A 26056-nucleotide genomic window follows, 5' to 3' on the forward strand; every position below is an offset into this window, starting at 1 on the left:
CATGCCGGCGGATGATCGATGCAGGCATCGAAGAGTCGCGTCGGGAGAACAAGGGCCGGGTCCACCGGCTGAACTGCGATGCCCCAGGGCCGAACGGCCGCAAGGCATCGCGAAACGAAATGTCGACCCGGCACGCCCTCACCGAGGGGCGGATCCGGTCAAAGAATAGGACGGGGCAAGACGATGCGGATTGAGCGGCGCCACACCACCCAGGGACAGTCACCTTACGCGGGAATCGATTTCCGCCAGACCACGTCGGAGATCAGGAATCCCGACGGCTCGGTCGTGTTTAAACTTGATGGCGTCGAGGTCCCGACCGAGTGGTCGCAGGTCGCCTCCGACGTGCTCGCCCAGAAGTATTTCCGAAAAGCCGGCGTTGCCGCGCGCCTGAAGAAGGTTGAGGAGGAATCCGTCCCCTCCTTCCTGTGGCGCTCCGTGCCCGATACTGACGCGCTCGCTGCGCTGCCTGAGAAAGAGCGCTATGTCAGCGAGCTCAGCGCAAAGCAGGTATTCGACCGCCTCGCCGGCTGCTGGACCTATTGGGGCTGGAAGGGCAAGTATTTCTCGACCGACGAGGACGCGCAGGCCTTCTACGACGAGCTCCGCTACATGCTCGCCATGCAGATGGTGGCGCCGAACTCGCCGCAATGGTTCAACACCGGTCTGCATTGGGCCTATGGCATCGACGGCCCCGGCCAGGGCCACTATTACGTCGACCCCTTCACCGGCAAGCTGACCCGCTCGAAATCGTCCTACGAGCATCCGCAGCCGCACGCCTGCTTCATCCAGGGCGTGGGTGACGACCTCGTCAACGAAGGCGGCATCATGGACCTCTGGGTCCGCGAAGCCCGCCTGTTCAAATACGGCTCCGGCACCGGCTCCAACTTCTCGCGCCTGCGCGGTGAAGGCGAAAAGCTCTCCGGCGGCGGCCGGTCATCCGGCCTGATGAGCTTCCTCAAGATCGGCGACCGCGCCGCGGGCGCGATCAAGTCGGGCGGCACCACCCGCCGCGCCGCCAAGATGGTCGTCGTCGACGTCGATCACCCCGACATCGAGACCTATATCGACTGGAAGGTGAAGGAGGAGCAGAAGGTTGCCGCCCTCGTCACGGGCTCCAAGATCAACCAGAAGCACCTCAAGCTGGTGCTGAAGGCCTGCGTCAACTGCGAAGGCTCGGGCGACGACTGCTTCGATCCCGAGAAGAACCCTGCCCTCCGCCGCGAGATCAAGCTGGCGCGCCGCAGCCTCGTGCCTGACAATTACATCAAGCGCGTCATCCAGTTTGCCAAGCAGGGCTACAAGGACATCCAGTTCGACACCTACGACACCGACTGGGACAGCGAAGCCTATCTCACGGTCTCCGGCCAGAACTCCAACAACTCGGTCTCGCTGAAGGACGATTTCCTCCGCGCCGTGGAAACGGATGGCGACTGGAACCTGAACGCCCGCACCTCCAAGAAGGTGACGAAGACGCTGAAGGCGCGCGACCTCTGGGAAAAGATCGGCTACGCCGCCTGGGCGTCGGCCGATCCGGGCCTGCACTTCAACACCACCATGAACGACTGGCACACCTGCAAGGCGTCCGGCGACATCCGCGCCTCCAATCCGTGCTCGGAATACATGTTCCTGGACGACACCGCGTGCAACCTGGCGTCCGCGAACCTGCTGACCTTCTACAACACCGAGACCAAGCGCTTCGACGTCGAGGGCTATGAGCACCTCTGCCAGCTCTGGACCATCGTGCTCGAAATCTCGGTGATGATGGCGCAATTCCCGTCGAAGGCGATCGCCGAGCTCTCCTACGAGTTCCGCACGCTCGGCCTCGGCTACGCCAATATCGGCGGCCTCCTGATGACCATGGGTCTCTCGTATGACAGCAAGGAAGGCCGCGCGCTCTGCGCCGCGCTGACGGCTGTGATGACCGGCATCACCTACAAGACCTCCGCGGAGATGGCGGCCGAGCTCGGCACCTTCCCCGGCTACAAGAAGAACGCCGCGCACATGCTGCGCGTGATCCGCAACCACCGCCGCGCCGCGCATGGCGAGGCCTCCGGCTACGAGGCGCTCAGCGTCAACCCCGTGCCGATGGACCTCGTGTCCTGCCCGCAGGCTGACCTCGTCAGCCACGCGCAGGCGGCCTGGGATGCGGCGCTCGCACTCGGCGAGCAGCACGGCTATCGCAACGCCCAGACCACGGTGATCGCGCCGACCGGCACGATCGGCCTCGTGATGGATTGCGACACCACCGGCATCGAGCCCGACTTCGCGCTGGTGAAGTTCAAGAAGCTCGCCGGCGGCGGCTACTTCAAGATCATCAACCGCGCGGTCCCCGCGGCGCTGCGCGCGCTCGGCTATCGCGAAGCTGATATCGCGGAGATCGAGGCCTACGCCGTCGGCCACGGCTCGCTCTCCAACGCGCCGGGCATCAACGCCTCGACCCTCAAGGCCAAGGGCTTCACCGATGAAGCCATCGCCAAGGTCGAGAAGGCCCTGCCGACCGCCTTCGACATCAAGTTCGCCTTCAACAAGTGGACCTTTGGCGAGGATTTTATTCGTGACCAGTTGGGAATCGGCGCGGAAGCCATTGCGGCTCCGGGCTTCGACCTCCTCCAGGCCGTCGGATTTACAAAACGCGAGATCGAGGCCGCCAATGTCCACATCTGCGGCGCGATGACTGTCGAAGGGGCCCCGCATCTCAAGGCGGAACATTACTCCGTGTTCGATTGCGCCAACCCCTGCGGCAAGATCGGCAAGCGCTATCTGTCGGTCGAGAGCCACATCCGCATGATGGCGGCGGCGCAGCCCTTCATCTCGGGTGCGATCTCCAAGACCATCAACATGCCGAACGACGCCACGGTGGAGGACTGCAAGTCCGCCTACATGCTGTCGTGGAAGCTCGCGCTGAAGGCCAACGCGCTCTATCGCGACGGCTCCAAGCTCAGCCAGCCGCTCAACTCGCAGCTCATCAGCGACGATGAGGACGAGGATGATGCGGTCGAGTCCCTCTACGAGAAGCCGATGGCGGCGCGCGCCGCCCAGGTCTCGGAGAAGATCGTCGAGAAGCTGGTCGAGCGCATCATCGTGATGCGCGAGCGCGAGAAGATGCCGGATCGCCGCAAGGGCTACACCCAGAAGGCGGTCGTCGGCGGCCACAAGGTGTACCTGCGCACCGGCGAATATGACGACGGCCGTCTCGGCGAGATCTTCATCGACATGCACAAGGAAGGCGCGGCGCTCCGCTCCTTCATCAACAACTTCGCCATCGCGGTGTCGCTGGGCCTGCAATACGGCGTGCCGCTGGACGAATATGTCGACGCCTTCACCTTCACCCGCTTCGAGCCGGCGGGCCCGGTGCAGGGCAACGACAGCATCAAGTACGCGACCTCGATCCTCGACTACGTCTTCCGCGAGCTCGCGGTGAGCTACATGTCGCGCTTCGACCTCGCTCATGTCGATCCGACCGAGTCGAACTTCGACGCGCTCGGCAAGGGCGTCGAGGAAGGCAAGGAGCCGGACGAGCCCCACCACGCCAACAAGCTGGTGTCGCGCGGCCTCACCCGCTCGCGGACCGACAACCTCGTCGTGATGCGCGGCGGCTCGGCTGCCGTCTCGCAAGGCAACGACGGCGCCCCCACCGGCGGCAGCAAGGTCACGGCCCTGGCCGCGCACGGCACCAGCGCCCGCGTCGGCGACGCCCTCGAAGGCGCCGTCGCCCTGAAGCAGGAAGCCGCCCACGACCTCTCCCCCACGGAGAAGCTCGAGGCGCTGCAGTGGAGCAAGGCCGGCAGCACCGCCCAGACCCTCGTCCCCACCAAGGCCGAGCGCCGCGCGGAAGCCAAGGCCAAGGGCTACGAAGGCGAGATGTGCAGCGAGTGCGGCAACTTCACGCTGGTGCGGAATGGGACGTGCATGAAGTGCGATACTTGCGGGTCCACGACGGGATGCTCGTGAGAAGTCGACTACGAGCGACGCACTTCGCTAGTCGTTAGCTGAACAACACCTTTCGGCGGCCGGTTCGGCCGCCGAAAGCAATCCAGGAACGAAACATGAATCAAAGCGGCTATACCGCCGCTCCAATCGTCCATCCGATGGACGCATTTTACGCAGCAACTCTTTCAAGATTTCATCATGCACATTTCGTCAGTGACGATCGAGGCGTTCAAGCGCGTCAAGCAGGTCGAACTAAGCCTGGCTGATGTCACCATCCTGATCGGAGGAAACAACTCCGGAAAGTCCTCCGTTCTACAGGGCATCCACTTTGCAGTGACAACCTTACAATCAGCGCGTTCGGCAAGTCTTTCTCCGAACAAGCCGATAAACACGCTAGGTTTCGAACAACTCATCTTTAAACCTGCCAGCGATCCGATGAAGCTGCACCATGCATCGGATATGAATACCACTAAAGGCCCTGTATTTACGTTCAACTACGCGACTGACGCCGCACCTGATGATCCTAAGCAGTTTCGCTTTATGATGCGTCGGGGCAAGAATGCGAACCTGAGTCTCACATTTCAGCACAACAACTATTTCTACGGGCTTGCGTCTGACAGAAGTCGCCCCCTCTCCGTATTCGTCCCCGGACTGGCAGGTGTAGCTCTACGAGAAGAGCGACGCACCGATGCAATTGTTGCGACGGGTCGCCACACAATCCGATGCTGCTGCTTACTACTCCGACGCCAGCGCTGGAGATCGAAGACCTCCAAACTTTCGTGAAGTCAGTGTGGCCAGCAACACCTCCCTCGAATGACCATTAGACAGCTTCGTCCACGGAACCAAGCCCGCATGATGGGTTGAGCTCTTGCAAAACCCATCGACCAATTATGCGAGAGAGATGATGAATTTCGTTGCGTCCCGCCCATCCTACGAACTATTAGTTTTACCATAATCGCGTGACCGTAATCGCAGATTGGTTCCGGCTACGATGCTGATCAATACCCTGCCGCCGAAATTGCCTTTGCGGTCGAGCCCTTCCCTCCTAAACTCCCGACACCACCGGCATGGGTTCCGCCGGGCCCGGTAGAAGCGGAGTCGAGTTATGCCCACACCGGAAAGCTTCCCGATCGAGAAGATTTTCGTCCCCACGAAACTGAAAAAGACCATCAAGCCGGAGATCGTCGGGGAGATCGCCGAAAGTATGCTGGACATCGGGCAACAGGCCCCCATTTCCGTTCGGCTCGACGGAGACCGCCTCGTTCTGGTCGAGGGACTGCATCGGTTAGAGGCCTGCAAGGCGCTCGGCGAGACGACCATTATCGGCGTCCTGGTCCCGGCGGAGCTTGCCCAGCACAAGCCGCAGCTAGCCGAGCGACCCGAAGTCGAGGCAGAGCGCATCAAGATGGCGCGATTGAAACAGTTGCGCCTCGAAAAGGAAGCCGCAGAGGCATCGACGGCTGCCTTGAAGGGCGCTGGCGCAACGCAAGCGCCGCGCAGCCGTCCGACGAAGGGCATCCGCGACAATCTGAAGGCATCACCGGGCCGGACTGCGAAATCGACACCGAAGACATTGTCGGACTGGATCACGCAGCAAAAGGGCAGCGGCGGCCGCTATTGATTGCCGGGATTGCGGTGAGATTGAACTAAACCGTCGATCATAAATCGATCAGCTTGCCGTCATCCTGCGGGAGCGATAGCCGCTAACCGCGGCGACCTCTCCTCGCATCAAAATTGCGGTGAAAGTGCACTCAACTCTCGTCTCATCCTTGGAGACTGAATTCCAAATTCACGCCTCCCCCAACCCGAGAATGAAGCTCTCAAAATCCTGCGCGAGTTCGTTCGTATTCGGGAACTCAGCGAACACTTCCCCACCATCCGGCGGCTCACGCTCGTGCTCCCAGTAGAACACCTGGCCATAGCTGTCCTGCTCCAGACTGAGCAGGAACAGGTCGCCGCCGGGATCTGGCGCGAAGGGGCAGCTCAGGCGGGGGATTCGATACATGCTCCGATACATGTCGTAATTGTCGATGACGCCGTAGCTGTCGGTCGGATGGGTCGTGAACAGAACGTCCAGGACGGTGCGGTCGTTGCGCCAGGGCAGCTCGACGCCGCAGGGCTCGAAGCCGCCGCCGTCGGATTGCGCCAGCAGCGCCTTGTAGGGCGCGGGCAGCGGCGCGCCGATATGTTGCTCCAGCGCACGGATGGCGTCGGCGGACGCCGGTGGGCGTCGGTTGTCCATGAGATCGAGATAGTTCATGGGGCTAGCGTCCTGTCCCGTGTCATGAAGTCGCCGCTCCTGTGGGCGAGCTCTCTGTCTATGCTACGTGGTACCAGCTGCATGGTCTTCATGTCTTGATGGTGGCGCCATGTATCATTGTCTCCGCGATTTACGCCCACAGCGCCCATGCCAAGGAAAAGCAAGCTCCTCCTCCGCCTTCGCAGAGTCCGGCGGAGCGTCCAGTGGGCGCGAAAGAAATTCGCGCGCGCGCCGCGGACGGTCCGGATCACGGGCGGCGTCTTGATCCTGCTGGTAACGCTCGCGCTCCTCAACATCGCCTATCAAATCATCCGCAAGCCGACCGAACTCTTCGCCGTCGTCGGCCACGCCCTCGACAAGGAGCCAGCGGAGACCTGGGCGAGCTACGGCCCCCTCTTCCGCACCTATTCCACCGCGACCATCACGCCCGAATTGCTGGCCGCGCTGGCGCAGGTCGAGAGTTCGGGCAATCCGGTGGCGCGCACCTATTGGCGCTGGCGATGGAGCTTCAATCCGCTGGCGATCTACAAGCCCGCCTCCAGCGCGGTCGGGCTCTTCCAGATGACCGATCCGGCCTACACGGAAGCCGCGCGGTTCTGTGTTCGCGGCAACACGGTCACGCAGACCGGCTGCGGGTTCACGTCCTTCTATATTCGCGCGATCCCGAGCCACTCCATCGAGCTGGCCTCGGTGTATCTGGACCGCCAGGTGGCGCTGGTTCTCGACCTCGCCGGCGATGCGAAGCCGAGCGCGCAGCAGAAGCAGGATCTGGCCGCCTTCATCCATCTCTGCGGCGCAGGTCCCGCGGCGGCCTATGCGCGGCGCAAGTTTGTGATGATCGCTGGGACACGCTGCGGCGATCACCTCGTCGCGGGCTATGTTTCCAGGGTCAACGCGATGAAGCGGCAGTTTGTGCGGCTGGCGGCGGAGGACGGCGACTAATGCCGTGGTGCCCACCATGTCGCCCGAGTCCGCCATAATTTTTCCTTTGCACGCGCGTTGTGTTGGACAGCGGCGAGACCTATCCTTCCCTTTGATCGGACTGCCTCCCATTGACGCCGACCGAATGGAGAGCGCATCGGTGCCTGAAACGAACGACCCCAAACCTGATACCGGCAAGCCTGATACCGCCAAACCTGACTCCGGCAAGCCGGACGAGGCGCGCGCCGACGGCGGGCTGGCGCGGGCCCTCGACCGGATCAGGAGCACACAGGCAGACCTTGCACGGCTGGACCAGCTGGTTTCCGGAATGGAACACGACGGCGAAGGCAAGCCAGCCTCGCGCGCAAGCGCCGGTGCGGCGGCAGCCGCCACTCCCGGAAACAAGGCGCCGACGCCGGATGCCAAGCCCTCGAGTGCAAAGCCTCTGAACACCAAGCTTCGCGATCAAGGCTTGAAAGGAGATCGGACCATGATGCGCGCTTTGGTTGGCCTCGTGCTGGCGATCGGCCTTCTCGGCGCCGCCTTCGCTTCGCAATATCGCGATGAGGCCAGCTCAATCAGCAAGTCGATCATGGCACGATGGGCTCCGCCGGCCGCGAGCAGCGCCCCGCAAGCGTCCGCGGTGGAAGGCCCAGTGCAGCCGCCGGCCGTGCTACTGGCTGCTGCGGGTGATCCGAGCCCGGCGCCCGCGCCGCCGGTCCTCAAGGAAACGGAAAGCGCCCCAAAGCCTGACACTCCAAGGCCTGACGCTCCAAGGCCTGCTGCCACGGCGCCCGACCCGTCATCGTCCGATCTCGCGCAATCGCTCAAGGCCATCACGAGCGAGCTTGCGAGCATCAGCGGCAAGCTCGAGCAACTGAAAAGCCGCAACGAGCAGACCCTGCGCGAGCAGGCCGACACCATTCAACAGCTCAAGACAGCGCAAGAGAAGGGTGCGGCGGACAATGCGCGCCTCGCTGCGCAGGTCCAGGCGCTGCAAACGCAACTGACCGCGTCACCCGCGTCTGCAGCCGCGAAGCCCGTCGTGCGCAGTGTGAACAACGATGCGGCTACGCGTGCCCGGCCGCACATCCCGGCGGCCGAACCCCGGCGGCCCAGACCGCCGCCGCGAGGCCCCTGGATGCCGCCGTATATGGACCCTTATTACGGCGATCCGGATTGGTGAGCGAGCTGCCGTAGGGTGGGCAAAGCGACTTGTCCGCCGTAGCTCGAAGAGCGAAGGCGGAAGCGTGCCCACGTCTTGGCTGATCGAGGAGAAGACGTGGGCACGGCGCAAGTGCGCCTTTGCCCACCCTACGAAGCTACTACGCTCTACGTTCGCCTCACCGTATCTCGTTCATCGTCACCTGGGCCGCGATCCCCGTCAGCTCGGAATCTTGCGCCGCAAGCTCCTCATCGGAAGACGGGCCAACCGAGACTTCAGTCATTCTGCGTTTGACCTGTTCGCAGGTCTTGCGCACGTCTTCGGTGAACAGCGCGCATTCTTCGATGCGCTTGAAGATCTTCCGTCCCTCTTCACGATACCCCGCTGCCGTTTCTCGCATGAAGGCGATCGCATCATGAACCTGGGCCGTCAGCGCCTCGCATTTTTGCGCCGCGTCGATCAACTCGGTGCCCATGGCCTCGATCTCTTTTGCAGCGGACTCATAGTCGCGAACGACCGCCTCTGCACTGAGCGCACCGACGCGCGACACGCCCGCGGTGTGCTCGACGTAATCAGGCAGATTAATTGAAGTAATGGAGCTTCCCGAGCGGATCGACGTGATGTCGGCTTCGAGTTGGACCAAGTTCACTCCGTCCCGCCTGTGCAATTGTTCGACACTTGCCATGACCAATCCTCCCAATACGCGCGCCCAGCACCCCAAACAGTATTGGGTTTATTACGGGGATAAGTGTCGTTCTACCTCGATGTACTCTTGACAGTCTCCACTTTGCCATTTTCTCCCAATCGTCACCTCTGCACGCAGAGATGACGAACCATCAAACTTCAACTTGCCGGCGTACCAGATGGAGGAGATGTCGTTTTCTCAAGCACCCGCCCTGTCAAAGACATCGAGCGTGGCGGAATCGAGGGCTGCCGCACGCGCAGAACCTGTCATCGGCCGGCGTCTCAAGCCAACAGCGAGTATTCAGCCCTGCGTCCGCGCCGCCCGATCACATGCTCAGAATGTGATCGTGCCTCACCACCAATACGGCCAGCGCCATCCTTCATAGCGAACATAGGAAGGCACCAGCGGCGGGCCGTAGGGATCGACGCGGTCGTCCTCGGGGCGATACCGATAGCGCGGAACGACATTGTAATCCCACGGCGTTGGCCTGAGCACCGGCGCCGTGACGATGAGCCGCTCTTGCGGTGCGCGAACGACGACGGCTTTCCGCGTTCGGGCCTCAGCACCTGATGTTGCAAGGCTGCTCAGCACGAGGGCGGTCCCGAGCGCGCAGGCGGCGGTCATTTTTGACATGCGGTGGTCTCCTTCGCGGCAAGAGTGCAAAAGGACTCGGGGCAAGGCAAGCGAATTTCGCGCGACTTTTTCTGCGGCCATCCTTCGAGACGCCCGCTTCGAGCGGGCTCCTCTGGATGAGGGCGGAGTACGCGGCGACAGCTTCAGCAGGCCACGATCCCCCTTAGCCTCACCCTGAGGAAACCGCCACCGGGTCCGCGCAAAGCGCGGCCCGATGACAGGCTCCGTGATCGTCTCGAAAGACGAGGCGCGCGCTCGGCGTTTCAGCGGGCTACGAAGCCCTACACCGCGTCGACCTCCTCAGGCACCGGCCGGCCACGAGCCCGTCGAGACTGACCATCAGCAAATCGGCGATGTGCATCAGCTGGTACAGCGGAATGTCCGCTTCGCCCTGCTCGGCCAGTTGCACGAAAGCCGGCGTGACGCTGAGGCGCTCGGCGAGCTGGCCTTGCGTGTAGCCGCGCATCTCGCGCGCGGCCTTGACGCGCGCGCCGATGCCGAGCCGGTGCCGGGCCTGCTCGTCCACGGTCATCATCGCGGCCTGCTCGTCCGCGCTCGCATAACCGTCCGCGAACGCACCGCCGATCAGCCTCTCCTTGCGCCAGGCGAGCCGGCAGCCCTTGCGCAGACCGCTCGAGAAAACCAGCGAAAACTGCTCCGGCACCCATGCCGAACTGTTGAGAGCCACGCGCGCGCCGGTGCCGGAGACATCGCGGATCGTGCAGGGCACGCTGACGATGCTGCCGGTGCCGTTGTCGAACTCGACCATGCCGGTGCGCAACGTGTGATGCCTGACTGCGGCACGATGATCGCTCATGACAGCTCCCGAAAACTTGCGGCGGCGTTTCCAACGCGGCCGAAATCGGGGCGAAGATAGCGCAGAACTTTCCTGCAACTCCTAACCGGCAGCCGCCTCAGCCGGGACTGGATGGCATGGTAAAGGAATTGCTCTCGCGATCTCTTGGATCGTAGCAAGGCCCTACTCTCGCGCGCGGCGCAGGGCCTGTTCAAGCTTCGCCCGCTGCTTGTCCCAGCGCGCCTCCTCCGCCGCGGCGCGCTCATCCAGCGCGGCCCGGTCGGCGTCGATCTCCTGCGCCTTCGCATCATGCTCCCGTCTCGCTTTGTCCAGCGCCGCCTCGGCGAGGGCGACCGCCTTGTCGCGACGCGCGCGCTCTTTGGCGCGGACGGCCTCCTCCTTGCGGCGCTGGGCCTCCCGGCGCTTCTCCTCCCTCGCGAACGCCGCGGCGGCCTTGCGGGCGGCCTGAGCGTCGATCTTGCCGGATGATTTGTTGGCGGCCTTGGAGGGAGGCTTCGTCGATCCCGGCTTGCTCTTGAGCTCGGTCTTTGTCTTGCTCTTGCTTCCGGGTCTGGCTTCGCCCTCGGCGAGATCCGTCGGCAGGGCGGCACTCTCCGTGAACGGGCCGTCCGAGCCGACCGGGCGCCTGAGCACGACACCGGGCCTCGCCATGGTCGCCGCGACGATATCGCGATCCTCAGTCTCCTTCGCCGCGCCCTGATGGAACAGGTTGGAGTTCGCGCCCCAGGCCTCCAGCGCCGCCTTCATCGAAGGTGCCGCGATGGCCTGATCGTAGAAGCCGAGCGAGGTCTGGTAAGTCTTCAGCTTTCGTTTCGGTCTTGCCGGCATGTCGTCCCGATTGTGGTTTCGCTAATCCGGGCTACGAACTACGAACTTCCAGCCAGCGCATCATACCCCTTCTCGCTGAACGCCAGCAGACAGAACCCGTTCCCGAACGGATCGGCCAGCATCGCGATCCGCCCATACGGCGCATCGCGCGCGGGCGCCTCCAGGATCGCGCCGGCACTGAGCGCACGCGTGACGGCGGCGTCGACATCATCGACGACGACGTCGATATGCACGGGTGTCCAGTGCCGCTCGTAGCGGCGGCGGTCTGCGCCGGCACCTAACGTGCCGGCCTGCTTGGTCAGGAGATAGACTGGCGCCGGCCAGCCAAGCAGCTCGACGAAGTCGGTGCCGAAGCGGCGGCCGACGGTGAGGCCGAAGGCGGCGGTGTAAAAGCTCGTGGCCTGCGCGATGTCGGGGACGTCGATGTTGAGGAGAAAGGTCATGCCGGACTCGTTGCGCGGTTGCGCCGCGAGCGTAGCCCGAATGGAGCGCCAGCGTCATCCGGGATGTTGCCGCTCGCTCGGCCCCGGATTCGCGGAGCCTGTCATCGGGCCGCGCCTCGCGCCGACCCGTTGGCTCCGTCCGGGCTACGCCCTCCGCACAAAGCTCCTCGCGGACGGCACCATGGCATGATGCCACTGTTTTGCCCGACGCGGCAAAAGGAAATTCGTAATAACCGAAAATACAAGCCTTATCAAGGCCGTATCTACTGTGCATGGGGTTGTTTTCGCAAAATCGCTTCCGGCGGCCTCACTTGCCTCTCAGGCTGAGGATATAGGCCGAAAGCGCATCCGCCTGCTCCGGCGCGATCACGAGGTTCGGCATATTCTGGTGGCTGGTCCGCCAAAACACCTTGAGCGACAGCGCGGTGGTGCCGCTCCTTTCAGCGATGGCCTGGAAGCTCGGGGCCTCGTCGAAGAAGCCGGCCATGTGCGGCTCGACGGCGTGACAGCTCTGGCACCACGCCTCTGCCAGACGATGCCCTTCGTCGACCGCGCGCGGGCCGGACCTCGGCGCCCCCGCGGCGGTGTGGACGACGCTGAACAGAAACAGCACCGACAACGCGATCAGGACGGCGAGGCCGATGTAGATTCGAGCGCTGTGCGACATGACTATCCCTCGCGATGGCCCGGCAGTTTAGCCAGCTTGACGCCTGGCCGGCACACCGGGTTGATCTGCGTCAACGGATTGCGCCTTCGCATCGCAGCTCCGCGCGCAACCTCAGCACGTCACGAGCTCGGTGTGGCCTCGTGGATCAAGCCGGTCGCAGGGATCGCGGCAACCGCGTAGGCTCGCGCCCGTCAACGACTCACGGAGGCACCACCATGAACGGCAATCGCTATTACGGCGTCCGCGTCGAGGGCGCGAAATACGGCGTCGGCTTCGGCTCCGCGCTCGCCATCGCGATCTCCTACACCAACAACCATTCTATACTGTGGGCGATCGTCCACGGCATCCTGGGCTGGTTCTACGTGATCTTCGTCGCGCTGTTTCGGTGATATCGCACCGGCGGGCGATGGCGGTTGCAGGCCGGCGGCAGCTTTCCCTTGCTTTCCTCGACCCTGCCCCTAGGGTCGCGCCGCGAACGAAGCGACTACGAGAGAAGGGTTCAACGAGACTTGCCATGACCGACACGATGAAATGCCCCGCCTGCAGCTCCGAGCACGTCTATCAGGACCGCGATCTCTGGGTCTGCCCGGAATGCGGCCATGAGTGGAGCGGTGCGGCGGAGGCGGCGGCGGACACCGCGCAGGACGCCGGCGTGCGCGATGCCAATGGCAATGTGCTCGCTGACGGCGACAGCGTCATCGTGATCAAGGATCTCAAGATCAAGGGCTCCTCCTCGGTGGTCAAGGGCGGCACCAAGGTGCGCAACATCCGCCTGCAGGACGCCAGCGACGGCCACAACATCGCCTGCAAGATCGACGGCATCGGCGCGATGAACCTGAAGTCGGAGTTCGTGAAGAAGGCGTAGCTCGCGCCTACCTTTGCCGCTGCGCCAGATAGAAGCCGCACAGCACCGTCACCAGCCCCGCGGCCTGCAGCATCGTCGGCGGCTCGCCGAGCAGCAGCCAGCCGGTGAGCAGCGTCAACGCCGGCACGCAGGCCGGAAACACCGCGGCGCGGGCAACGCCGAGGCGCTGGACCGAGACGGCGTAGAGATAGAGCGCGGCGGGGCCGGCGAGCACGCCCTGCGCCAGCGCCTGGATCGCATTCTCGCTCACGCCGATCGCCGCAACATGGGCGAGCCCGACGGTTGCGATGTAGACCGGCAGCAGCAGCAGCGACAGCACGTTGATGACCAGCGCTGCCGACACGGCCGAGACGCGCCAGTGGCGCAGAGCTGCGCCGAAGCCTGCGAACATCAATCCGGTGAGCACGAAGATCAAATCGCCGAGCACGCCGTCGGCCCCGATATGACCGATCGATTCCGCGCCGATCACGCCGAGGCCGCCGACGATGACGACGGCGCCGGCAAGCCGTGAGGCCGAGATGTGCTCCTTCAGCACCACCACCGCGAGCAGCAGGCCGCCGAGCGTCGCGCAGGAGGGCTGGATCACGCTGCCATGGCCGAGCGGCACGAACAGGAAACCGGTGTAGGAGATCAGCGACATCACGGGGCCGCCGAGCACCATCAGCACAAGGCCCCTGCTCCAGCCGATGCCGCAGAGATCGGAGATGCCGGCGCGGAACACCAGCGGCAGGAACGCGATCCCCGACCAGACATAGCGATGCACCAGGAGATCGACCGGCGTGAAGCCGAGCTTGAGGCCATGCCGCGTGGCGGCAAAGCCCAGCGCCCAGAACAGCGCCGCGGCAAGGCCGCAAGTTACGCCGACCAGTGCCGGCGCCGCATCCTTGTTCTGAGAGAGAGCGTCTGCGCCGCTCGTCCGCTGATCCATGGACCAAGCCTTATGTCAGCGCATATACCGCCTCAACCCACGCGGCTGCAGGGCTGGCACGCGGCGGTGATTGTGGGCTCACGCATCACGCCTCCTGCTCGAAGACCATCCGCCATCCCTTGCGCGTATCCATGTATTCCCGCACCTGCCTGATCCGGTCGCCCGACACCGTGAACACGAAGCAATAGTCGTTCTCGTACGGCTTGCCGCCGCCCAGTGTGGCGCGCATCCGCTCCTCCACGATCACGACATCGCCGTCGGCGTAGACGCCGCGGAACGCGATATCGATGTTCGAGAACATCTTGTGCATCTCCTGCGCGATGAAGCGCGCGATCTGGTGCGGTCCGGCCATGTGGTCGGTGTGATCGAGCACGACGGCGGTGGCATTGCCCTTCAGCGCGATCCATTCGGCGTCTTCGGTGAACAATGCGGCGATGCGCTCGGCATCGCGCGACGAAAAGATCTTCCACGCGTTCAGGACGATATCTTTGGGCTGGACATGATGCGCTCCCTCGTTTTCGTTGAGGGGCGTCTTCTAGGGCGCGATGCGCCTTGCAACTCGCCACAATCGGACTCGGTCATCCCGCAGCCCTTCCGCCGCTACCGGCATGCGCTATGATCCGGCCATGCTGAGCTTCGATGTCTGCAACGCCGCGCGCCTGCGCCGCGATCCCCGGTATGACGGCCGCTTCTTCACGGCGGTGAAGACCACGGGCATCTATTGCCGCCCGGTCTGTCCGGCCAAGCAGCCGCTGACGCGCAATGTCGCCTATTATCCGACGGCGGCGGCGGCCGAAGCCGCCGGCTTCCGGCCCTGCCTGCGGTGCCGACCCGAGACTGCGCCGTTCTGCCCGGCCTGGAACGGCACGCGCTCCACGGTGGCGCGGGCCATGAAACTCATCGATGGCGGCGCGCTCGACGAAGGCTCTGTGGTCGATCTGGCGATGCGGCTCGGCATCTCCTCGCGTCATCTGGCGCGCCTGTTCGAGCGCCACGTCGGCGCGACGCCTCAGCAGCTCGCCAGGACGCTGCGGGTCCAGCGCGCCAAGCGCCTGCTCGATGCCAGCAACCACACCATGACCGATATCGCATTCCAGGCCGGCTTCGGCAGCCTGCGTAGATTCAACGCCGCCTTCGCCGAACTCTACGGCCGCTCACCGTCAAGCCTGCGCGCGCGGAGAGCTTAGCGCGCCGCTGGAAGTCGCTCAGAAAAATCCGGGGCTGAGATCGAGGCCGTAGGTCAGGCTCAGCACGAACACGAACAAAGCGGCGGCGGCGAACAAGGCTGTCTGCTTGAGAATGAACGCACGCGGCGAAGTGGTGGCGGCAACGACTTTCTGCGCAACGGGCATAATGGCCTCCATTATGACTTCAAAATTGGCCGCAACAATGCGGCGGCCGCATCAAGCAACGCGACGTGCAAAGCAACTGTTAAAAGGATCAAGCCCGTTATGAACTGGCATACATCACCGGCACCTTCACGCGAACTTGTTCGCGGCCGGATTCTCAATCAGCGCATCGGTGTCAATTCATCGTGCCGAGACATTTGCACGATGCGCGAGCAGCGTCGATTTCGATCACGTGATGCAGATGGGTCCCGCCTCTCCGCGGAACCCATCTGCCGTTCACGATGTCAGCTTAGTGGGCCACGCCAACGGTCGCGGTCTTCACCTTGCGAGGGCTGAGCACCTTCGCCTGGTGGACCGAGGCCAGCGTGGTCGACGCAGCGGTCTGCTGCTCGACATGCCCGGCGCCGAGGACGCGAACCTGCAAGGGCGAGACCGGAAATCCATTGGTCTCGTAAGTCGGCAGTTCGGCGGCGAAAGCCGCGGTGCTGCCCGCGATCGTCAGGATGGCGGCGGCGATCGACAGAGTCTTCTTGTTCATTGGTAATGCTCCTGAGTGGAAGAGTCGGAGCATATTTAGGCGCGCTTTGCTGCGTTGCGACATGTTTTGTTGCATTGCAACAGCGCGTGCTGTGCATGGCGATATGTTTAATGCGTACAAGGCGTTGGCCGAATCACCGCCGGCCGCGACATGACGGTTTTATGGACGGTGCTCAGCCACCGAGCACATTGCCCCAGCCATCGAAGAGATAGGCCTTCCAGGCCACGGTTCCGTCCTCGCCCGGGCGGCTGGCCTGGCGATAATCGTCGGCCTGGTCAGCGGTCCAGGTGATGATCGTGTCCGTGAGGCGATCGTGCAGGATGGCGGGCTCGGTGGGATCGAAGGCGTCCATGGGACGAAGCGAGGAATGCGTCATGGCCGACCAAACGCGCCAGCCGCAACAAAGTTGCCGCAACGCATCGGCAAGAGTGTTGCCCACCCCACACTCCAGCATTGATGCAGTTGCGCGAGGCGCCCCTATTTCAACGCCGTCGCCAGCGCCTGCAGCTTTGCGACGAGATTGGTGCCGAGCGCATAGATGATCTCGATGATTGCGAGCGCGATGCCGGCTGCGATCAGGCCGTATTCGATCGCGGTGGCGCCGGATTCATCGGCGACGAATTCAGCCCATTTGCATTTCAACTTCACAATCGTGTCCTTCCCAACTCTGCCGGAACGGCCGGCAGGCGAGAAATGCACGATTACAATCCAAGATTGAATGAATTCGATCGCTTCAAGTTACGACAATGAACGCCGCATTTGCTGGCGATTCCGTTGAAAACCGCAGTGGGAACTCGCGTTGCAGCTTGGCAACACCTCCGCGAAAAGCCCGATTTCGCCGAATTACGCCATTGCGTCGCCACACGGTCCCCCGAACAATCGACGCGCTGCGTGCCTTTCCGTGCAAGACTGTTTTTGCATCATGACTGTTCCGACAAAGCGTGTCCGAACAGAACCGTTTGGAGGCAGGGATCATGAAAGATCGGCGGTCTCTTCTGGTGGCGGTCGCGTGCCCCTCGGCCGTTCTCGCCGGCTGGCTGGCACTTTCCCTCTCCGCCTATGCCCCTGCCCTCATCGAGAACAGCGGCGCCAATGCCGCTGCCGTGTCGCGCGCGAAAGATCTCAGCCGGCTCGACCTCGCGGACGTGCCGCACGCTGCGACGATCGAGGACGGCATCGCCTTGACCGCCGACATCGCGGCTGCGGCCGCTGCGGCACCAACCCCGACGATCACTGAAGCGGTGCCCGAGCCTCCCGCCATCAAGCTCGCCTCAGCAGATCCCGCGCTGATCCTTCCGACGGAGACGCCGCCCGCGCCGCAGATATCGCCTGAACCAGAGCCCGTCATCAGCGTGACTGCTACAGTTGCAGCGCCGGCGCCCGTCAAGCTCGCATCTGCCGATCCCACCGAGATCGTGACGACCGACGCGCTGTCCCCCGCGGCGATCGCGAGCGGCCCCGTCACGCCTGCGAGCAAGGCATCGCCGCCGGCCGACACCGTCGCCGTGCTCGACGAGTGCTTCGTCATGGATGCCTGCATCGACCGCTACCTCTGGGCGCTCTATCAGCGCACCGCAAAAGAGGACTCGATCAAGGTCCAGGAGCGCCGCGCCGTCACCATCAAGCGCAAGGGCAAGACGGTCACGGTTATGCGCAGCTTCACCAAGCTGGTCGACCAGGATTTCACCTGGAAGGATCCGAAGGCCGCCGAGCACGCCGGCATGTCGATGATGGACTACGTCATCGGCGGCATGGACAAGAGCTTCAAGCGGAAGCTGTTCCGCACGCTGCTCGCCGCGGAAGCCGCTGGACTCTCGCCCGGCATCACCAGCGCGTTCCGTGACGATTATCGCCAGTCGATCGCGAGCGGTCTGAAGGCCGCCTCCGACCGCTCCTATCACGGCGGCAGCACGCGCGGCGGCTACGGCCATGGCATGGCGGCGGATATTGTCAGCACCCAGGGCAATAACCGCGCGCAGCGCTGGGTCTCGACGGAAATTCTGTGGAAGTGGGTCGACGCCAACGGCAAGGCCTACGGCATCGGCCGGCCCTATCTCGGCCGCGATCCGCCGCATGTCGGCCCGGTCGACGGCGCTGAATACATCTCAAAGCGTGGCACGAGCGAGCGCAAGGAAGTCGCCAGCGCCAAATCAAAGAAGACGCGCGCTGTGGCCCAAGCAAAGCCGCCAAAGGCACAGGCCGCGCGTGAGCAGAAGAGCCCGGCCAAGCCGCAGAAATCGGCGCAATCGACCGGCAAGCGCGCGACCTGAGACCATTACGGCGCGCGCCCCGGCGTCGGCAGCGGCACGAGCCGCATCTCGGCCGTGCCGGCGTCCTGCGTGCGCAGCAGCACCGCAAAGATGGTTTCGACCGCCAGCCGCACTGCGGCCTCCGTCGCCTCGCCCTTGGCCAGATGCGCGGCGATCAGGCCCGTGAGGAGATCACCGGTGCCGTAGGGGCGGATCGGCAGGCGCAGCGTCGCGAAGCGCGACAATAGCCCGTCGGCGCACAGGATAGTCTCCAGCTGTCCTTCGGGCGTATCGGCGAGCGTGCAGCCGGTGGCGACGATTTCGATACGGCCGGTCCCCGCCAGCGCCGCGCACGCGACGCGCAGTCCCTCCGCATCCGCGGTTCTGAGGCCTGTGAGCAGCTCGAGCTCGAACTGGTTCGGCGTGGTGAGGTTTGCTGCCGGCAGCAGCCGGTGCCGGACCACGTCCAGGATGCCGTCGGCGACATAAACGCGGCCATCGTCGCCGATCACGGGATCGCAGAGATAGACGAGCTTCGAATTCCGCGCGAGCGCCCGCTCGACGAAATCGGCGATGACGGCGGCGTTGCCCGGCGAGCCGAGATAGCCCGTCACCAGCACGGCCGCTTCGTCAACAAGCCCGCGCTCCTCGACGCCGGCCAGAAGATCGGCAACGAGCTCGGTCTCCAGCACCCGCCCGTGCAGGCTCGGATAGCGCGGATGGTTGGACAACACCGTCGTCGGCACCGCCGCAACGTTCACGCCCTCCGCCTGAATGGCATAGGCGGCGACGCTGTTGCCGACATGGCCGTGGACCACCTGGCTTTGAATGGAGATGACGAGCATGAAAGAGGTCCGTAGGGACAAACGACGTGTGTGGCAAGAGCAGCTTCAGCGTCGCGCCAGTTCGCCGAGGTAAGCGCAGAACATGTCGGCCAACCCGTCGGCATGGCGCGCGATCTCGGCCTCGCTGCGCGGCGTCTCCGAAAACCGCTTGCCGACCTCGCTCAGCGTCGTCTTGATGAGCTCGCCGGCAAGCGCGCGGGTCGCCTCGGAGGCTTTGGGCAGCGCTTCCCGCATGAACGCCGCGATGATCCCCTCACCGGCGGCCCGCGCGTCCTGCGCCTCGGGCGCGTCGCGATAGAGCGGTGCAGCGTCGCTGAGCGCGCCGCGGATCGCGGCCTCCTCGCACTCGGACAGAATGAAGGCGTGGACCAGCGCGCGCAGCCGCACCGGCGGTGGCTTCGTCCGGTCCGCCAGGATGCCGCGCAAGAGGTCGCTCGTGCGCCGCCACTCATCGCTCTGGAGACGGAACAGGATCGCGGCCTTGTTCGGAAAATATTGATAGAGCGAACCGACGCTCACCCCGGCCCGCTCCGCCACTCGCGCCGTGGTGAAACGCTGCGCGCCCTCCTTCGTCAGGACCTGAACAGCGGCATCGAGAATGGCCGCGACAAGCTCGCTGGAGCGGGCCTGTTGCGGCTGTTTTCGTGAAGAAATTGAACGGCTTCGACGCTCGGCCATGGCTCACTCGGGCAATGCGAATAGGAAATGCGACGAATTAGTCGTATTTCACTCGGCACGCAAGCACGCGTTTCTTCGCCAACCCTGGAGACCTCCAATGACCACCCCGACCATCACAACGCTTGCGCCGCTGCTGGACCGCCTGTTCGACGAGGCCGAGGCAGCAAACGGCGCAACGCGCGCCGCCGTCGCGGATTTGTCCGACGCAGAGCGGGCGCGCTTGATGCGCAGCAAGACCGACTATCGCGACCTCTACGGACGCCTGAAGGACGCACCGCTCGCGGTCTCCCGCGAGACAGGCCACCTGCTCTACATGCTGGCACGCAGTTCCCGCGCCAGGGTGATCGTCGAGTTCGGCACGTCGTTCGGCATCTCGACGCTGCACCTTGCCGCAGGCCTGCGCGACAATGGCGGCGGCCGTCTCGTCACCAGCGAGTTCGAGCCGTCCAAGGCGGCGCGGGCGCGGGAAAACCTCATCGCCGGCGGCCTGATCGACCTCGTCGAAATCCGTGAAGGCGACGCGCTGAAGACGCTCAGTACCGATCTGCCTGCTACGATCGACCTCGTGCTGCTCGACGGCGCCAAGGCGCTCTATCCGGAGATCCTTGATCTGCTGGAAGGCCATCTCGGACCGGGTGCGATCATCGTCGCCGACAATGCCGACGACAGCCCGGACTATCTGGCGCGCGTGCGCGCGCCCGGCAGCGGCTACATGTCCACGCCCTTCGCCGAAGACGTCGAACTCTCCGTGCGGATCAGCTGACACCAGTCGAAACGCCACGAAATTTTGGAGCCGCCGCGCTATTCACCAGGCGGCGGCTTCATGCTGCGTTCCCTGGTGTCGCAGCCTCGTCACTCACACGTGATACCTCGTTCTGGCCAAAGCCTGGCCCGGCGTGCTAAACATACCTACCGCGCGGTATCTTTCCGTCCGCCCCGCGCCGGAGTTGATCATGACCTCCGCCTTCAATGCCTACGCAGCGCTCGCCCTCGCCATCGTTCTCGAGGTCACGGCGTCCGCCTTCCTGCAGCAATCCGCCCAGTTCACCCGACCGTGGCCGACGCTGGCGATGGTGCTGTTCTATGTCGCCTCGTTCTATGCGCTGTCGGTGGCGATCCGCGTCATTCCCTTGAGCATCGCCTATGCGATCTGGGGCGGGGTCGGCATCATCCTGACGGCGACCGTCTCCTTCGTGCTGTTCCGCCAGATGCTGGACGCCGCGGCCTTCGTCGGCATCGCGTTGATCGTATCCGGGGTCGTGGTCATCAACCTGTTCTCGCAGGCCAGTGTGCATTGATGGCGGAAAGCCGCTACACCCGCGCCAAGCAGCCGGAGCAGGTCCGGCGCGCCCTGCTCGACTGTGCCGCGGCAATCGCCATGGACCATGGCGTCGCCGGAGTTACCGTGCAGGCGGTGGCAGTCGCGGCCGGCGTCACCAAGGGCGGACTGTTTCACCACTTTGGCAGCAAGCAGGCGCTGATCGAGGGCCTGTTTGCCGACCTGCTCGCGCACGTCGATGCCGAGATCGACGCCGCGATTGAAGCCGATCCGAAACCGCGCGGCCGCTTCACGCGGGCCTATGTGAATGCCGTGTTCACCGGCCAGGCCTTCGGCTTCGCGACCCCATGGGCGGCGTTGAGCATGGTCGTCGTCACCGATCCGCCGCTGCGCCGGCTCTGGAACGACTGGATCAAGGCGCGCCTGAAGCGTCATCGCACGACCGACGACGCGCCCGATCTGCAAATCGTACGTCTCGCCGCCGACGGCGCATGGCTCTCCTATGTCACGACGGGACAGACGCGGATGAGCGCCGAGCTACGCGCCGTGCACGCACGGCTGCTCGCGCAGACCTATCAGCGCAGATAGCGGCCCCCGCACGTCCTACTGGCTCTGCACCGGCTTGGGCGGACGCGATGCGGATCGCGCGGGCTTCTTGGCGGGCTTGGTAGCAGCGCGCGGCGGCGGAGTATCGACTGACTCAAGATACGCCGCGAGCGCCTTGGCCGAGTCCGAGCTGGTCGCGTAATGATCCCTGAGAAACCAGGACAGCGTCAGGCTGAAGCGACCCTTGGCAAGGCCGCGCGGACTGCGATGGCAGGTCGCACAGCCCTCAGCGAAGAGCTTTGCGGGCGGCTTGCCGGCGTCGAGATTCTGCGCGGCGGCGACCGTCACCGTCAGAACAGCGGCGGCTGCAACGGTCATCACGGGCACGATCCGGTCGCGCCCCGATCGAAACAGCGATCTCAAATGCCGTCCCCTCGCCCGCCCTTCGGTCACGCCGCCGACAGCTGATCGAACTCCGGCGGTGCGTAGGCCTTGCCGTCCTGGTCGGTGATGACGACCCGCCACCCCTCGCTCGCCCACACCTTCGCCTTCGCCACGATGAGCAGCCGGCTCTCGCGGGCGAAACTGTACTTCTCGTTGTCGCGTTCTGCGATCATCTTGTAGGCCAATTCGCATCCCCTTGCGTCGCCCTGCACCCGGCCTCCTCGTGGCAGCGGGCTTTGGCGGCAATTCGCCGGGAGCGTGGCAATTTGGTGCCATCCGCAGGCATGGCGCAGATGATCGGCCGGCGACCGGCGTCGAGCCGTGCCCCGCAGGAATGCGATTCCAACCCGCCGCAGGTCTCCGCCTGCGACGACGGGAGCCGTCTACAAGTCGTGCTGGGCCATGTCGTGCCGGATCGGCCGCCGGGGGGCGGCCCGTCACGGCAGCAACGGAACCGATCGTCCCGTGGCCGAGCCCCCGCTAGTGCACACGGATGATGTGGGGTCGGCCGAGATCGATCAGCCCCTGCACGGCGGAGAGGCGGTCGTCGAGGGCTGCGATGGTGAGCAGCAGGTTGTTGCGACGCTCGTCGAGCATGCCCATCTCGGCGCCGGTGAGCTTTGTGCTCGTCCGTTCCTTGTGGATTCCTTCGAGGGATTCGCGCAGCCCGGCAATCAGGCCGGTCAGCTGTTTGGCCTCCTTCGTCATCGAACGCTTCGCGACATTCTGGCGGCGCGTCTCCGCCTGGCTCTGTCTCATATCATCCTCCCGTGCCCCGCTGCCCCGAGTGGATGCTTACAGCTTTGGGTAGACATGTTACGATCGATGAAATCTGCCCGCGAAGATCTGTCTTAAATTGTAAAGGCCTCGACACAGCGAAGAAAAAGCCCGGCATCAGGGCCGGGCTTTTCTTTGCAAAGCTAGTGCTTCTGATGTCCGCCAGCGGGGCCGCCCGCCGGGGCGCCGCCGCCACGCGGGGCGGCATTGATGTGCGGAGCACCGCCCCCGCCGCCGTGCGGCATTGCGGGCGCGGCCGCGCGCGGCGCCGGCATCTGCGCACGGGCATTCATCGGCGAACCATGGCTCACGCTTGGCTGGGCGACATGTGGCGTCGCGGGACGCGCTGAAGGCTCGGCCACACGCGGCGCTTCGTGCGCGCGGGCCATCGGCTGCGAACGCACCGTAGCGCGGGTGGCGGCCTGCTCGCGCATCATGCGGGCTTGTGCATCACGCGGATTGCGGGTCTGCACATTGGTCCGCTCATGCGCGATGCGCTCACTTCGTCCAACGCGGTCGGGCGTAACCGCAGCGCCGCGCTTGGCGATCGCAGCGTCGCGCTTGGCGATCGCAGCGTCGCGCTGTGTGGTCGCGGCGTCACGCGTTGAGATCGCGGCGGCCCCCTTGCCGCGCACACCGCTGCGTTCGAGTGCGATCGCGGCGTCGCGCGTTGCCGCCCGGCCGATGCGGGCAGCACGCGGATCGATCGTCATCCGCGTCGCGACGCTCTGATGCGAGGTCCAGTAATTATTCCAATAGGCATGGCGTCGATACCAGGGACGTCCCCCATAGTAACTCGACCAATACGAGGTCAGCACGAAGGGAACGACGGGCACATCGATCTCGTCGACATAGTCGGGGAGATAGACGTAGTGATTGCGATAGAGATATTCGAGATATTGCGACGACACCCAGCCGCGATCATCAGAGAAGCTGACGTCGCACCAGGCATTGCCGCGCAGGCAGCCATGGATGTTGACGCGGGCGCCCCCGGGGACGCGATCGACCAGGGGAAAGCCCGAGCCCGGTCCGGCGCGCAGGCCGGTCGAGACGGTAACGATGCCCGGCGCGGCCAATGCGGCTGTCGGGACCAGCAAAAATGCTGCAACTAAAGCGGTTCTGAATTTCATGGCGCATTCCTCCTTTGAGAGGCGGAACGCGCCAGCGGAACAGGCGTTCCGCGCACGAGGGTCTCATCCGTCGAAAGACTGAAACGCACGCCGCGCGCGGTTCAATATTCATCCGCCGTTCATCGACCTGCGCAGACGCAGCTCGACCGTCACTTGATCCGCAACATGAACCCGTCGAAGTAGGACGCGAGCCCGGCATAGTCATCGAGCGGCAGTACGCTTGCGACATACTGGTCGGGCCGCACCACAACCGTGCAGCCCGCCTTCCGATCGATGCCGCGCATCGCAAAGACGTCGTGGCCGCTCTTGAGGTCCGGACAGAACATTTTCTCGTAATCATACAAGCCATACCGGCCCTTGCTTGGGAGCAACATGGGCGGCATTGCCTCGATCGCGAGCTCTCGATGATCCTGCTGAAACACTGCGCGCAGATCGATCACGCTGTCGATGTCGAGATTTCTGGACGTATATCGCCGGATCGGCGATTCCCGGGACTCGGCGAAAAAATTGCACAAGCGACGAATGGCCGAGTCCGAGGCAGCGGGATTCTCAGCGGGCGAGAACGCGTAGATCCGAAAACGACCGTCGGCCTGCGTGGCATGACCCAAATGCATCGGCTTTGCGTCCGCAAGTCGGATCACGGGCGCCGAGTGGAAGCGCTTGCCGATGATGAATCCCTCTGCGAGGTGCTGATGCGAGGCTGCACCGGTGAGAATCGATGGCGTGTAATGTGTCGCCGTGCCCGCGGTGTAGCGGCCATGCCTGACAAAATAGTCCTGCGTCTCGGCAGCGTCGCCGCCACCCGCTTTTGCTGACGAAGCCAAAATTCCCGCCCACTCGCGATCGAAATCGATCAGCTCTTTCGCAACCGCCTGACGCTCCGCCGAATAGGAATGCATCAGGCTCGGGGCGCACTGCTTCCGGAGGACGGCGGCAAGCTTCCAGCCCAGATTGAAGGCGTCCTGCATCGAGACGTTCATGCCCTGCCCCGCCTTCGGGCTATGCGTATGGCAGGCATCGCCGGCGATGAAGACGCGCGGCAGGCGCGTTGCGATCTCGGCTTCCGGCACGTCGTCGAACTTGTCGGTGAGACGCTGGCCGATCTCGTAGACCGACCACCAGGCGATCTCCTTCACGTCGAGCGTATGGGGCTTCAGGATCCGCTGCGCTTTCGCAATCACGTCATCGGCGGTGACGTTGCGGCTGGCGACGCGCTCGCCGACATCGAGCTTGGCGAGCTCGACATAGATGCGGACCATGTAGCCGCCTTCGCGCGGAATGATCAGCAGGCTGCCGTCCTTCGCCGATTGGATCAGCGACTTGAAGCGGATATCCGGGAAATCGGTCACCGCCAAGACGTCCATCACGCCCCAGGCGTGGTTGGCGGAATCGCCGTGCAGCTCGCGCCCGATCGACTTGCGCACGGTGCTGCGCGCGCCATCGCAGCCAACGACATAGCGCGCCTTGATCTGCTCGACCTTGCCCTCGCTTGCGGCATCGACGCGTTCGAGGCGCACGGTCACGGCATGGTCGGCTGGACCTGCAGCCGGATCGACCTCGAGGTCGAGCAGGCGGCGGCTGTAGTGAGGGGCGAGCTTGGCCGGCGATTTCCGCATCACGTCGAGAAAGCCGTCATGGATGCGCGCCTGGTTGAGGATGACATGCGGGAATTCGGACAGGCCGTCCTCGACGTCCTGCACCCGGCCGCTGCGGACGATGGTCTCGGGCTGGCCCTCGTCCGGCTTCCAGAATGTCGTCTCGTTGACCCAATAGGCCTCCTTCAGCACGCGCTCGCTGAAACCGTAGGCGTGAAACATTTCCATGGTGCGGCAGGCGATGCCGTCGGCCTGCCCGACCAGCAAGCGATCCGGCTTCTGCTCGACGATGCAGGTCTTGATCTCAGGGAATTGCGCAAGCTGGGCGGCGAGCGTGAGGCCGGCCGGTCCACAGCCGACGATGAGGACATCGACCTCGCCAGGCACGGCGCCCGCCGCGCCCGGGGCTTGAACGCGCTCGGCGGGGTCGGCGATGTCAGGGTCGCCCGGCTGAAATCCATTCAGATGGAATTGCATGAGGCTC

Annotated in this window: 33 protein-coding genes; 12 read left to right on the top strand and 21 right to left on the bottom strand. The window is 64.3% G+C overall.

Going from position 1 to position 26056, the window contains the following annotated elements:
* Positions 1-183 precede the first annotated feature (183 nt).
* The 3 genes from CIT37_RS22270 (at position 184) to CIT37_RS22280 (ending at position 5551) form a co-directional block, all read left to right on the top strand.
* Entirely contained in the window at positions 184-3951 is a 3768-nt protein-coding gene (locus tag CIT37_RS22270) for a vitamin B12-dependent ribonucleotide reductase (protein ID WP_095424252.1), read from the top strand.
* Positions 3952-4128: 177 nt separating this feature from the next.
* Positions 4129-4713, top strand: coding sequence for an AAA family ATPase (locus tag CIT37_RS22275; RefSeq protein ID WP_095424253.1), 585 nt, complete (start codon positions 4129-4131; stop codon positions 4711-4713).
* A gap of 322 nt (positions 4714-5035) precedes the next feature.
* Entirely contained in the window at positions 5036-5551 is a 516-nt protein-coding gene (locus CIT37_RS22280) for a ParB N-terminal domain-containing protein (RefSeq protein WP_095424254.1), read from the top strand.
* A 168-nt stretch (positions 5552-5719) separates the two neighbouring features.
* Here the strand turns inward: CIT37_RS22280 and CIT37_RS22285 are convergent, their stop codons facing one another.
* Positions 5720-6190 carry an SMI1/KNR4 family protein gene (locus CIT37_RS22285; protein ID WP_095424255.1) on the bottom strand — a complete coding sequence of 157 codons (471 nt, stop codon included), beginning with the start codon at positions 6188-6190 and terminating at the stop codon, positions 5720-5722.
* The gene (locus CIT37_RS40205) at positions 6187-6339 is read right to left on the bottom strand and encodes an HNH endonuclease (RefSeq protein ID WP_095424256.1); all 153 of its coding nucleotides are present in this window, start codon (positions 6337-6339) and stop codon (positions 6187-6189) included. The genes CIT37_RS22285 and CIT37_RS40205 overlap by 4 nt, the downstream gene beginning before the upstream one ends.
* Here CIT37_RS40205 and CIT37_RS22290 point away from each other — a divergent pair.
* Entirely contained in the window at positions 6338-7132 is a 795-nt protein-coding gene (locus CIT37_RS22290) for a transglycosylase SLT domain-containing protein (RefSeq protein WP_095424257.1), read from the top strand. The genes CIT37_RS40205 and CIT37_RS22290 overlap by 2 nt on opposite strands.
* Positions 7133-7256: 124 nt before the next feature.
* Positions 7257-8297, top strand: coding sequence for a hypothetical protein (locus CIT37_RS22295; RefSeq protein WP_095424258.1), 1041 nt, complete (start codon positions 7257-7259; stop codon positions 8295-8297).
* Between the two features lie 157 nt (positions 8298-8454).
* On the opposite strand, the gene CIT37_RS22300 is transcribed toward CIT37_RS22295, so the two are convergent.
* The 6 genes from CIT37_RS22300 to CIT37_RS22325 all read right to left on the bottom strand — a co-directional run bounded on the left by CIT37_RS22300 (position 8455) and on the right by CIT37_RS22325 (position 12349).
* Positions 8455-8961 (bottom strand): hypothetical protein, encoded by a 507-nt coding sequence (locus CIT37_RS22300; protein ID WP_028144875.1) that lies wholly within the window; start codon positions 8959-8961, stop codon positions 8455-8457.
* A gap of 351 nt (positions 8962-9312) precedes the next feature.
* Positions 9313-9594, bottom strand: a complete 282-nt coding sequence (locus CIT37_RS22305) for a hypothetical protein (RefSeq protein ID WP_095424259.1) — start codon at positions 9592-9594, stop codon at positions 9313-9315.
* A gap of 271 nt (positions 9595-9865) precedes the next feature.
* Positions 9866-10411: a helix-turn-helix domain-containing protein gene (locus tag CIT37_RS22310; protein ID WP_099421819.1), complete on the bottom strand. Its 546-nt coding sequence runs from the start codon at positions 10409-10411 to the stop codon at positions 9866-9868.
* A 162-nt stretch (positions 10412-10573) separates the two neighbouring features.
* Entirely contained in the window at positions 10574-11239 is a 666-nt protein-coding gene (locus CIT37_RS22315) for a cell envelope biogenesis protein TolA (RefSeq protein WP_095424260.1), read from the bottom strand.
* Between the two features lie 38 nt (positions 11240-11277).
* Entirely contained in the window at positions 11278-11682 is a 405-nt protein-coding gene (locus CIT37_RS22320) for a VOC family protein (protein ID WP_095424261.1), read from the bottom strand.
* Between the two features lie 307 nt (positions 11683-11989).
* Positions 11990-12349, bottom strand: coding sequence for a c-type cytochrome (locus CIT37_RS22325; protein ID WP_095424262.1), 360 nt, complete (start codon positions 12347-12349; stop codon positions 11990-11992).
* A 215-nt stretch (positions 12350-12564) separates the two neighbouring features.
* Between CIT37_RS22325 and CIT37_RS22330 the strand changes: the two genes are divergently transcribed.
* Both CIT37_RS22330 and CIT37_RS22335 read left to right on the top strand, forming a co-directional pair.
* Positions 12565-12738, top strand: a complete 174-nt coding sequence (locus CIT37_RS22330) for a hypothetical protein (protein WP_162832229.1) — start codon at positions 12565-12567, stop codon at positions 12736-12738.
* Positions 12739-12863: 125 nt separating this feature from the next.
* The gene (locus tag CIT37_RS22335; RefSeq protein ID WP_028144881.1) at positions 12864-13214 is read left to right on the top strand and encodes a zinc ribbon domain-containing protein YjdM; all 351 of its coding nucleotides are present in this window, start codon (positions 12864-12866) and stop codon (positions 13212-13214) included.
* Between the two features lie 7 nt (positions 13215-13221).
* Here CIT37_RS22335 and CIT37_RS22340 read toward each other — a convergent pair whose 3' ends face one another.
* Positions 13222-14142: a DMT family transporter gene (locus tag CIT37_RS22340; protein ID WP_028144882.1), complete on the bottom strand. Its 921-nt coding sequence runs from the start codon at positions 14140-14142 to the stop codon at positions 13222-13224.
* 85 nt (positions 14143-14227) lie between these two features.
* Positions 14228-14569, bottom strand: coding sequence for a nuclear transport factor 2 family protein (locus tag CIT37_RS22345; protein ID WP_244611261.1), 342 nt, complete (start codon positions 14567-14569; stop codon positions 14228-14230).
* 199 nt (positions 14570-14768) lie between these two features.
* On the opposite strand from CIT37_RS22345, the gene CIT37_RS22350 reads away from it, so the two are divergent.
* The gene (locus CIT37_RS22350; RefSeq protein ID WP_095424325.1) at positions 14769-15329 is read left to right on the top strand and encodes a bifunctional transcriptional activator/DNA repair enzyme AdaA; all 561 of its coding nucleotides are present in this window, start codon (positions 14769-14771) and stop codon (positions 15327-15329) included.
* A gap of 18 nt (positions 15330-15347) precedes the next feature.
* Here CIT37_RS22350 and CIT37_RS22355 read toward each other — a convergent pair whose 3' ends face one another.
* The 4 genes from CIT37_RS22355 to CIT37_RS22370 form a co-directional block, all read right to left on the bottom strand.
* A complete protein-coding gene (locus CIT37_RS22355) occupies positions 15348-15494 on the bottom strand; it encodes a hypothetical protein (protein WP_162832230.1) in 147 nt (48 codons plus the stop codon).
* 286 nt (positions 15495-15780) lie between these two features.
* Entirely contained in the window at positions 15781-16029 is a 249-nt protein-coding gene (locus CIT37_RS22360; protein WP_028144885.1) for a hypothetical protein, read from the bottom strand.
* A 172-nt stretch (positions 16030-16201) separates the two neighbouring features.
* Complete coding sequence (locus CIT37_RS22365; protein WP_240536257.1) at positions 16202-16468, bottom strand: hypothetical protein; 267 nt, start codon at positions 16466-16468, stop codon at positions 16202-16204.
* A 38-nt stretch (positions 16469-16506) separates the two neighbouring features.
* Positions 16507-16671, bottom strand: coding sequence for a Flp family type IVb pilin (locus CIT37_RS22370; protein WP_028144887.1), 165 nt, complete (start codon positions 16669-16671; stop codon positions 16507-16509).
* A 332-nt stretch (positions 16672-17003) separates the two neighbouring features.
* Here CIT37_RS22370 and CIT37_RS22375 point away from each other — a divergent pair, with 332 nt between their 5' ends.
* Positions 17004-18299, top strand: coding sequence for a hypothetical protein (locus CIT37_RS22375; protein WP_095424264.1), 1296 nt, complete (start codon positions 17004-17006; stop codon positions 18297-18299).
* 5 nt (positions 18300-18304) lie between these two features.
* Here the strand turns inward: CIT37_RS22375 and pdxY are convergent, their stop codons facing one another.
* Together pdxY and CIT37_RS22385 are read right to left on the bottom strand one after the other, a co-directional pair.
* Positions 18305-19123, bottom strand: a complete 819-nt coding sequence (pdxY, locus tag CIT37_RS22380) for a pyridoxal kinase (protein ID WP_095424265.1) — start codon at positions 19121-19123, stop codon at positions 18305-18307.
* Positions 19124-19168: 45 nt separating this feature from the next.
* Positions 19169-19801 carry a TetR/AcrR family transcriptional regulator gene (locus CIT37_RS22385; protein ID WP_028144890.1) on the bottom strand — a complete coding sequence of 211 codons (633 nt, stop codon included), beginning with the start codon at positions 19799-19801 and terminating at the stop codon, positions 19169-19171.
* Between the two features lie 97 nt (positions 19802-19898).
* Here CIT37_RS22385 and CIT37_RS22390 point away from each other — a divergent pair, with 97 nt between their 5' ends.
* The 3 genes from CIT37_RS22390 (at position 19899) to CIT37_RS22400 (ending at position 21668) form a co-directional block, all read left to right on the top strand.
* Positions 19899-20564 carry an O-methyltransferase gene (locus CIT37_RS22390; protein WP_028144891.1) on the top strand — a complete coding sequence of 222 codons (666 nt, stop codon included), beginning with the start codon at positions 19899-19901 and terminating at the stop codon, positions 20562-20564.
* A gap of 190 nt (positions 20565-20754) precedes the next feature.
* Complete coding sequence (locus CIT37_RS22395; protein ID WP_028144892.1) at positions 20755-21099, top strand: DMT family transporter; 345 nt, start codon at positions 20755-20757, stop codon at positions 21097-21099.
* Positions 21099-21668 carry a TetR/AcrR family transcriptional regulator gene (locus CIT37_RS22400; RefSeq protein WP_028144893.1) on the top strand — a complete coding sequence of 190 codons (570 nt, stop codon included), beginning with the start codon at positions 21099-21101 and terminating at the stop codon, positions 21666-21668. The genes CIT37_RS22395 and CIT37_RS22400 overlap by 1 nt, the downstream gene beginning before the upstream one ends.
* A 15-nt stretch (positions 21669-21683) precedes the next feature.
* On the opposite strand, the gene CIT37_RS22405 is transcribed toward CIT37_RS22400, so the two are convergent.
* The 5 genes from CIT37_RS22405 to CIT37_RS22425 form a co-directional block, all read right to left on the bottom strand.
* A complete protein-coding gene (locus CIT37_RS22405) occupies positions 21684-22004 on the bottom strand; it encodes a hypothetical protein (RefSeq protein ID WP_028144894.1) in 321 nt (106 codons plus the stop codon).
* 71 nt (positions 22005-22075) lie between these two features.
* Positions 22076-22282: a hypothetical protein gene (locus tag CIT37_RS22410; RefSeq protein ID WP_028144895.1), complete on the bottom strand. Its 207-nt coding sequence runs from the start codon at positions 22280-22282 to the stop codon at positions 22076-22078.
* 268 nt (positions 22283-22550) lie between these two features.
* On the bottom strand, positions 22551-22829 hold the full coding sequence (locus CIT37_RS22415; RefSeq protein ID WP_018322957.1) for a hypothetical protein: 279 nt from the start codon (positions 22827-22829) through the stop codon (positions 22551-22553).
* A 161-nt stretch (positions 22830-22990) separates the two neighbouring features.
* Entirely contained in the window at positions 22991-23977 is a 987-nt protein-coding gene (locus CIT37_RS22420) for an SH3 domain-containing protein (RefSeq protein WP_028144896.1), read from the bottom strand.
* Between the two features lie 149 nt (positions 23978-24126).
* Positions 24127-26049, bottom strand: a complete 1923-nt coding sequence (locus tag CIT37_RS22425; RefSeq protein WP_095424266.1) for an FAD-binding monooxygenase — start codon at positions 26047-26049, stop codon at positions 24127-24129.
* Between the last annotated feature and the right edge of the window lie 7 nt (positions 26050-26056).

The sequence above is a fragment of the Bradyrhizobium ottawaense genome (genome assembly GCF_002278135.3).
GTDB classification, from domain to species: Bacteria; Pseudomonadota; Alphaproteobacteria; order Rhizobiales; family Xanthobacteraceae; genus Bradyrhizobium; species Bradyrhizobium ottawaense.

Bases quoted from the DNA above. Each gene is read 5' to 3' on its own strand.
- CIT37_RS22355 (WP_162832230.1), bottom strand. From the start codon at position 15,494: ATGCCCGTTGCGCAGAAAGTCGTTGCCGCCACCACTTCGCCGCGTGCG.
- CIT37_RS22315 (WP_095424260.1), bottom strand. From the start codon at position 11,239: ATGCCGGCAAGACCGAAACGAAAGCTGAAGACTTACCAGACCTCGCTC.
- CIT37_RS22290 (WP_095424257.1), top strand. From the start codon at position 6,338: ATGCCAAGGAAAAGCAAGCTCCTCCTCCGCCTTCGCAGAGTCCGGCGG.
- CIT37_RS22415 (WP_018322957.1), bottom strand. From the start codon at position 22,829: ATGAGACAGAGCCAGGCGGAGACGCGCCGCCAGAATGTCGCGAAGCGT.
- CIT37_RS22285 (WP_095424255.1), bottom strand. From the start codon at position 6,190: ATGAACTATCTCGATCTCATGGACAACCGACGCCCACCGGCGTCCGCC.
- CIT37_RS22395 (WP_028144892.1), top strand. From the start codon at position 20,755: ATGACCTCCGCCTTCAATGCCTACGCAGCGCTCGCCCTCGCCATCGTT.
- CIT37_RS22385 (WP_028144890.1), bottom strand. From the start codon at position 19,801: ATGGCCGAGCGTCGAAGCCGTTCAATTTCTTCACGAAAACAGCCGCAA.
- CIT37_RS22325 (WP_095424262.1), bottom strand. From the start codon at position 12,349: ATGTCGCACAGCGCTCGAATCTACATCGGCCTCGCCGTCCTGATCGCG.
- CIT37_RS22420 (WP_028144896.1), bottom strand. From the start codon at position 23,977: ATGAAATTCAGAACCGCTTTAGTTGCAGCATTTTTGCTGGTCCCGACA.
- CIT37_RS22320 (WP_095424261.1), bottom strand. From the start codon at position 11,682: ATGACCTTTCTCCTCAACATCGACGTCCCCGACATCGCGCAGGCCACG.
- CIT37_RS22310 (WP_099421819.1), bottom strand. From the start codon at position 10,411: ATGAGCGATCATCGTGCCGCAGTCAGGCATCACACGTTGCGCACCGGC.
- CIT37_RS22425 (WP_095424266.1), bottom strand. From the start codon at position 26,049: ATGCAATTCCATCTGAATGGATTTCAGCCGGGCGACCCTGACATCGCC.
- CIT37_RS22280 (WP_095424254.1), top strand. From the start codon at position 5,036: ATGCCCACACCGGAAAGCTTCCCGATCGAGAAGATTTTCGTCCCCACG.
- CIT37_RS22295 (WP_095424258.1), top strand. From the start codon at position 7,257: ATGGAGAGCGCATCGGTGCCTGAAACGAACGACCCCAAACCTGATACC.
- CIT37_RS22375 (WP_095424264.1), top strand. From the start codon at position 17,004: ATGAAAGATCGGCGGTCTCTTCTGGTGGCGGTCGCGTGCCCCTCGGCC.
- CIT37_RS22270 (WP_095424252.1), top strand. From the start codon at position 184: ATGCGGATTGAGCGGCGCCACACCACCCAGGGACAGTCACCTTACGCG.
- CIT37_RS22405 (WP_028144894.1), bottom strand. From the start codon at position 22,004: ATGACCGTTGCAGCCGCCGCTGTTCTGACGGTGACGGTCGCCGCCGCG.
- CIT37_RS22330 (WP_162832229.1), top strand. From the start codon at position 12,565: ATGAACGGCAATCGCTATTACGGCGTCCGCGTCGAGGGCGCGAAATAC.
- CIT37_RS22390 (WP_028144891.1), top strand. From the start codon at position 19,899: ATGACCACCCCGACCATCACAACGCTTGCGCCGCTGCTGGACCGCCTG.
- CIT37_RS22350 (WP_095424325.1), top strand. From the start codon at position 14,769: ATGCTGAGCTTCGATGTCTGCAACGCCGCGCGCCTGCGCCGCGATCCC.
- CIT37_RS22305 (WP_095424259.1), bottom strand. From the start codon at position 9,594: ATGTCAAAAATGACCGCCGCCTGCGCGCTCGGGACCGCCCTCGTGCTG.
- CIT37_RS40205 (WP_095424256.1), bottom strand. From the start codon at position 6,339: ATGGGCGCTGTGGGCGTAAATCGCGGAGACAATGATACATGGCGCCAC.
- pdxY (WP_095424265.1), bottom strand. From the start codon at position 19,123: ATGCTCGTCATCTCCATTCAAAGCCAGGTGGTCCACGGCCATGTCGGC.
- CIT37_RS22340 (WP_028144882.1), bottom strand. From the start codon at position 14,142: ATGGATCAGCGGACGAGCGGCGCAGACGCTCTCTCTCAGAACAAGGAT.
- CIT37_RS22275 (WP_095424253.1), top strand. From the start codon at position 4,129: ATGCACATTTCGTCAGTGACGATCGAGGCGTTCAAGCGCGTCAAGCAG.
- CIT37_RS22300 (WP_028144875.1), bottom strand. From the start codon at position 8,961: ATGGCAAGTGTCGAACAATTGCACAGGCGGGACGGAGTGAACTTGGTC.
- CIT37_RS22360 (WP_028144885.1), bottom strand. From the start codon at position 16,029: ATGAACAAGAAGACTCTGTCGATCGCCGCCGCCATCCTGACGATCGCG.
- CIT37_RS22400 (WP_028144893.1), top strand. From the start codon at position 21,099: ATGGCGGAAAGCCGCTACACCCGCGCCAAGCAGCCGGAGCAGGTCCGG.
- CIT37_RS22335 (WP_028144881.1), top strand. From the start codon at position 12,864: ATGACCGACACGATGAAATGCCCCGCCTGCAGCTCCGAGCACGTCTAT.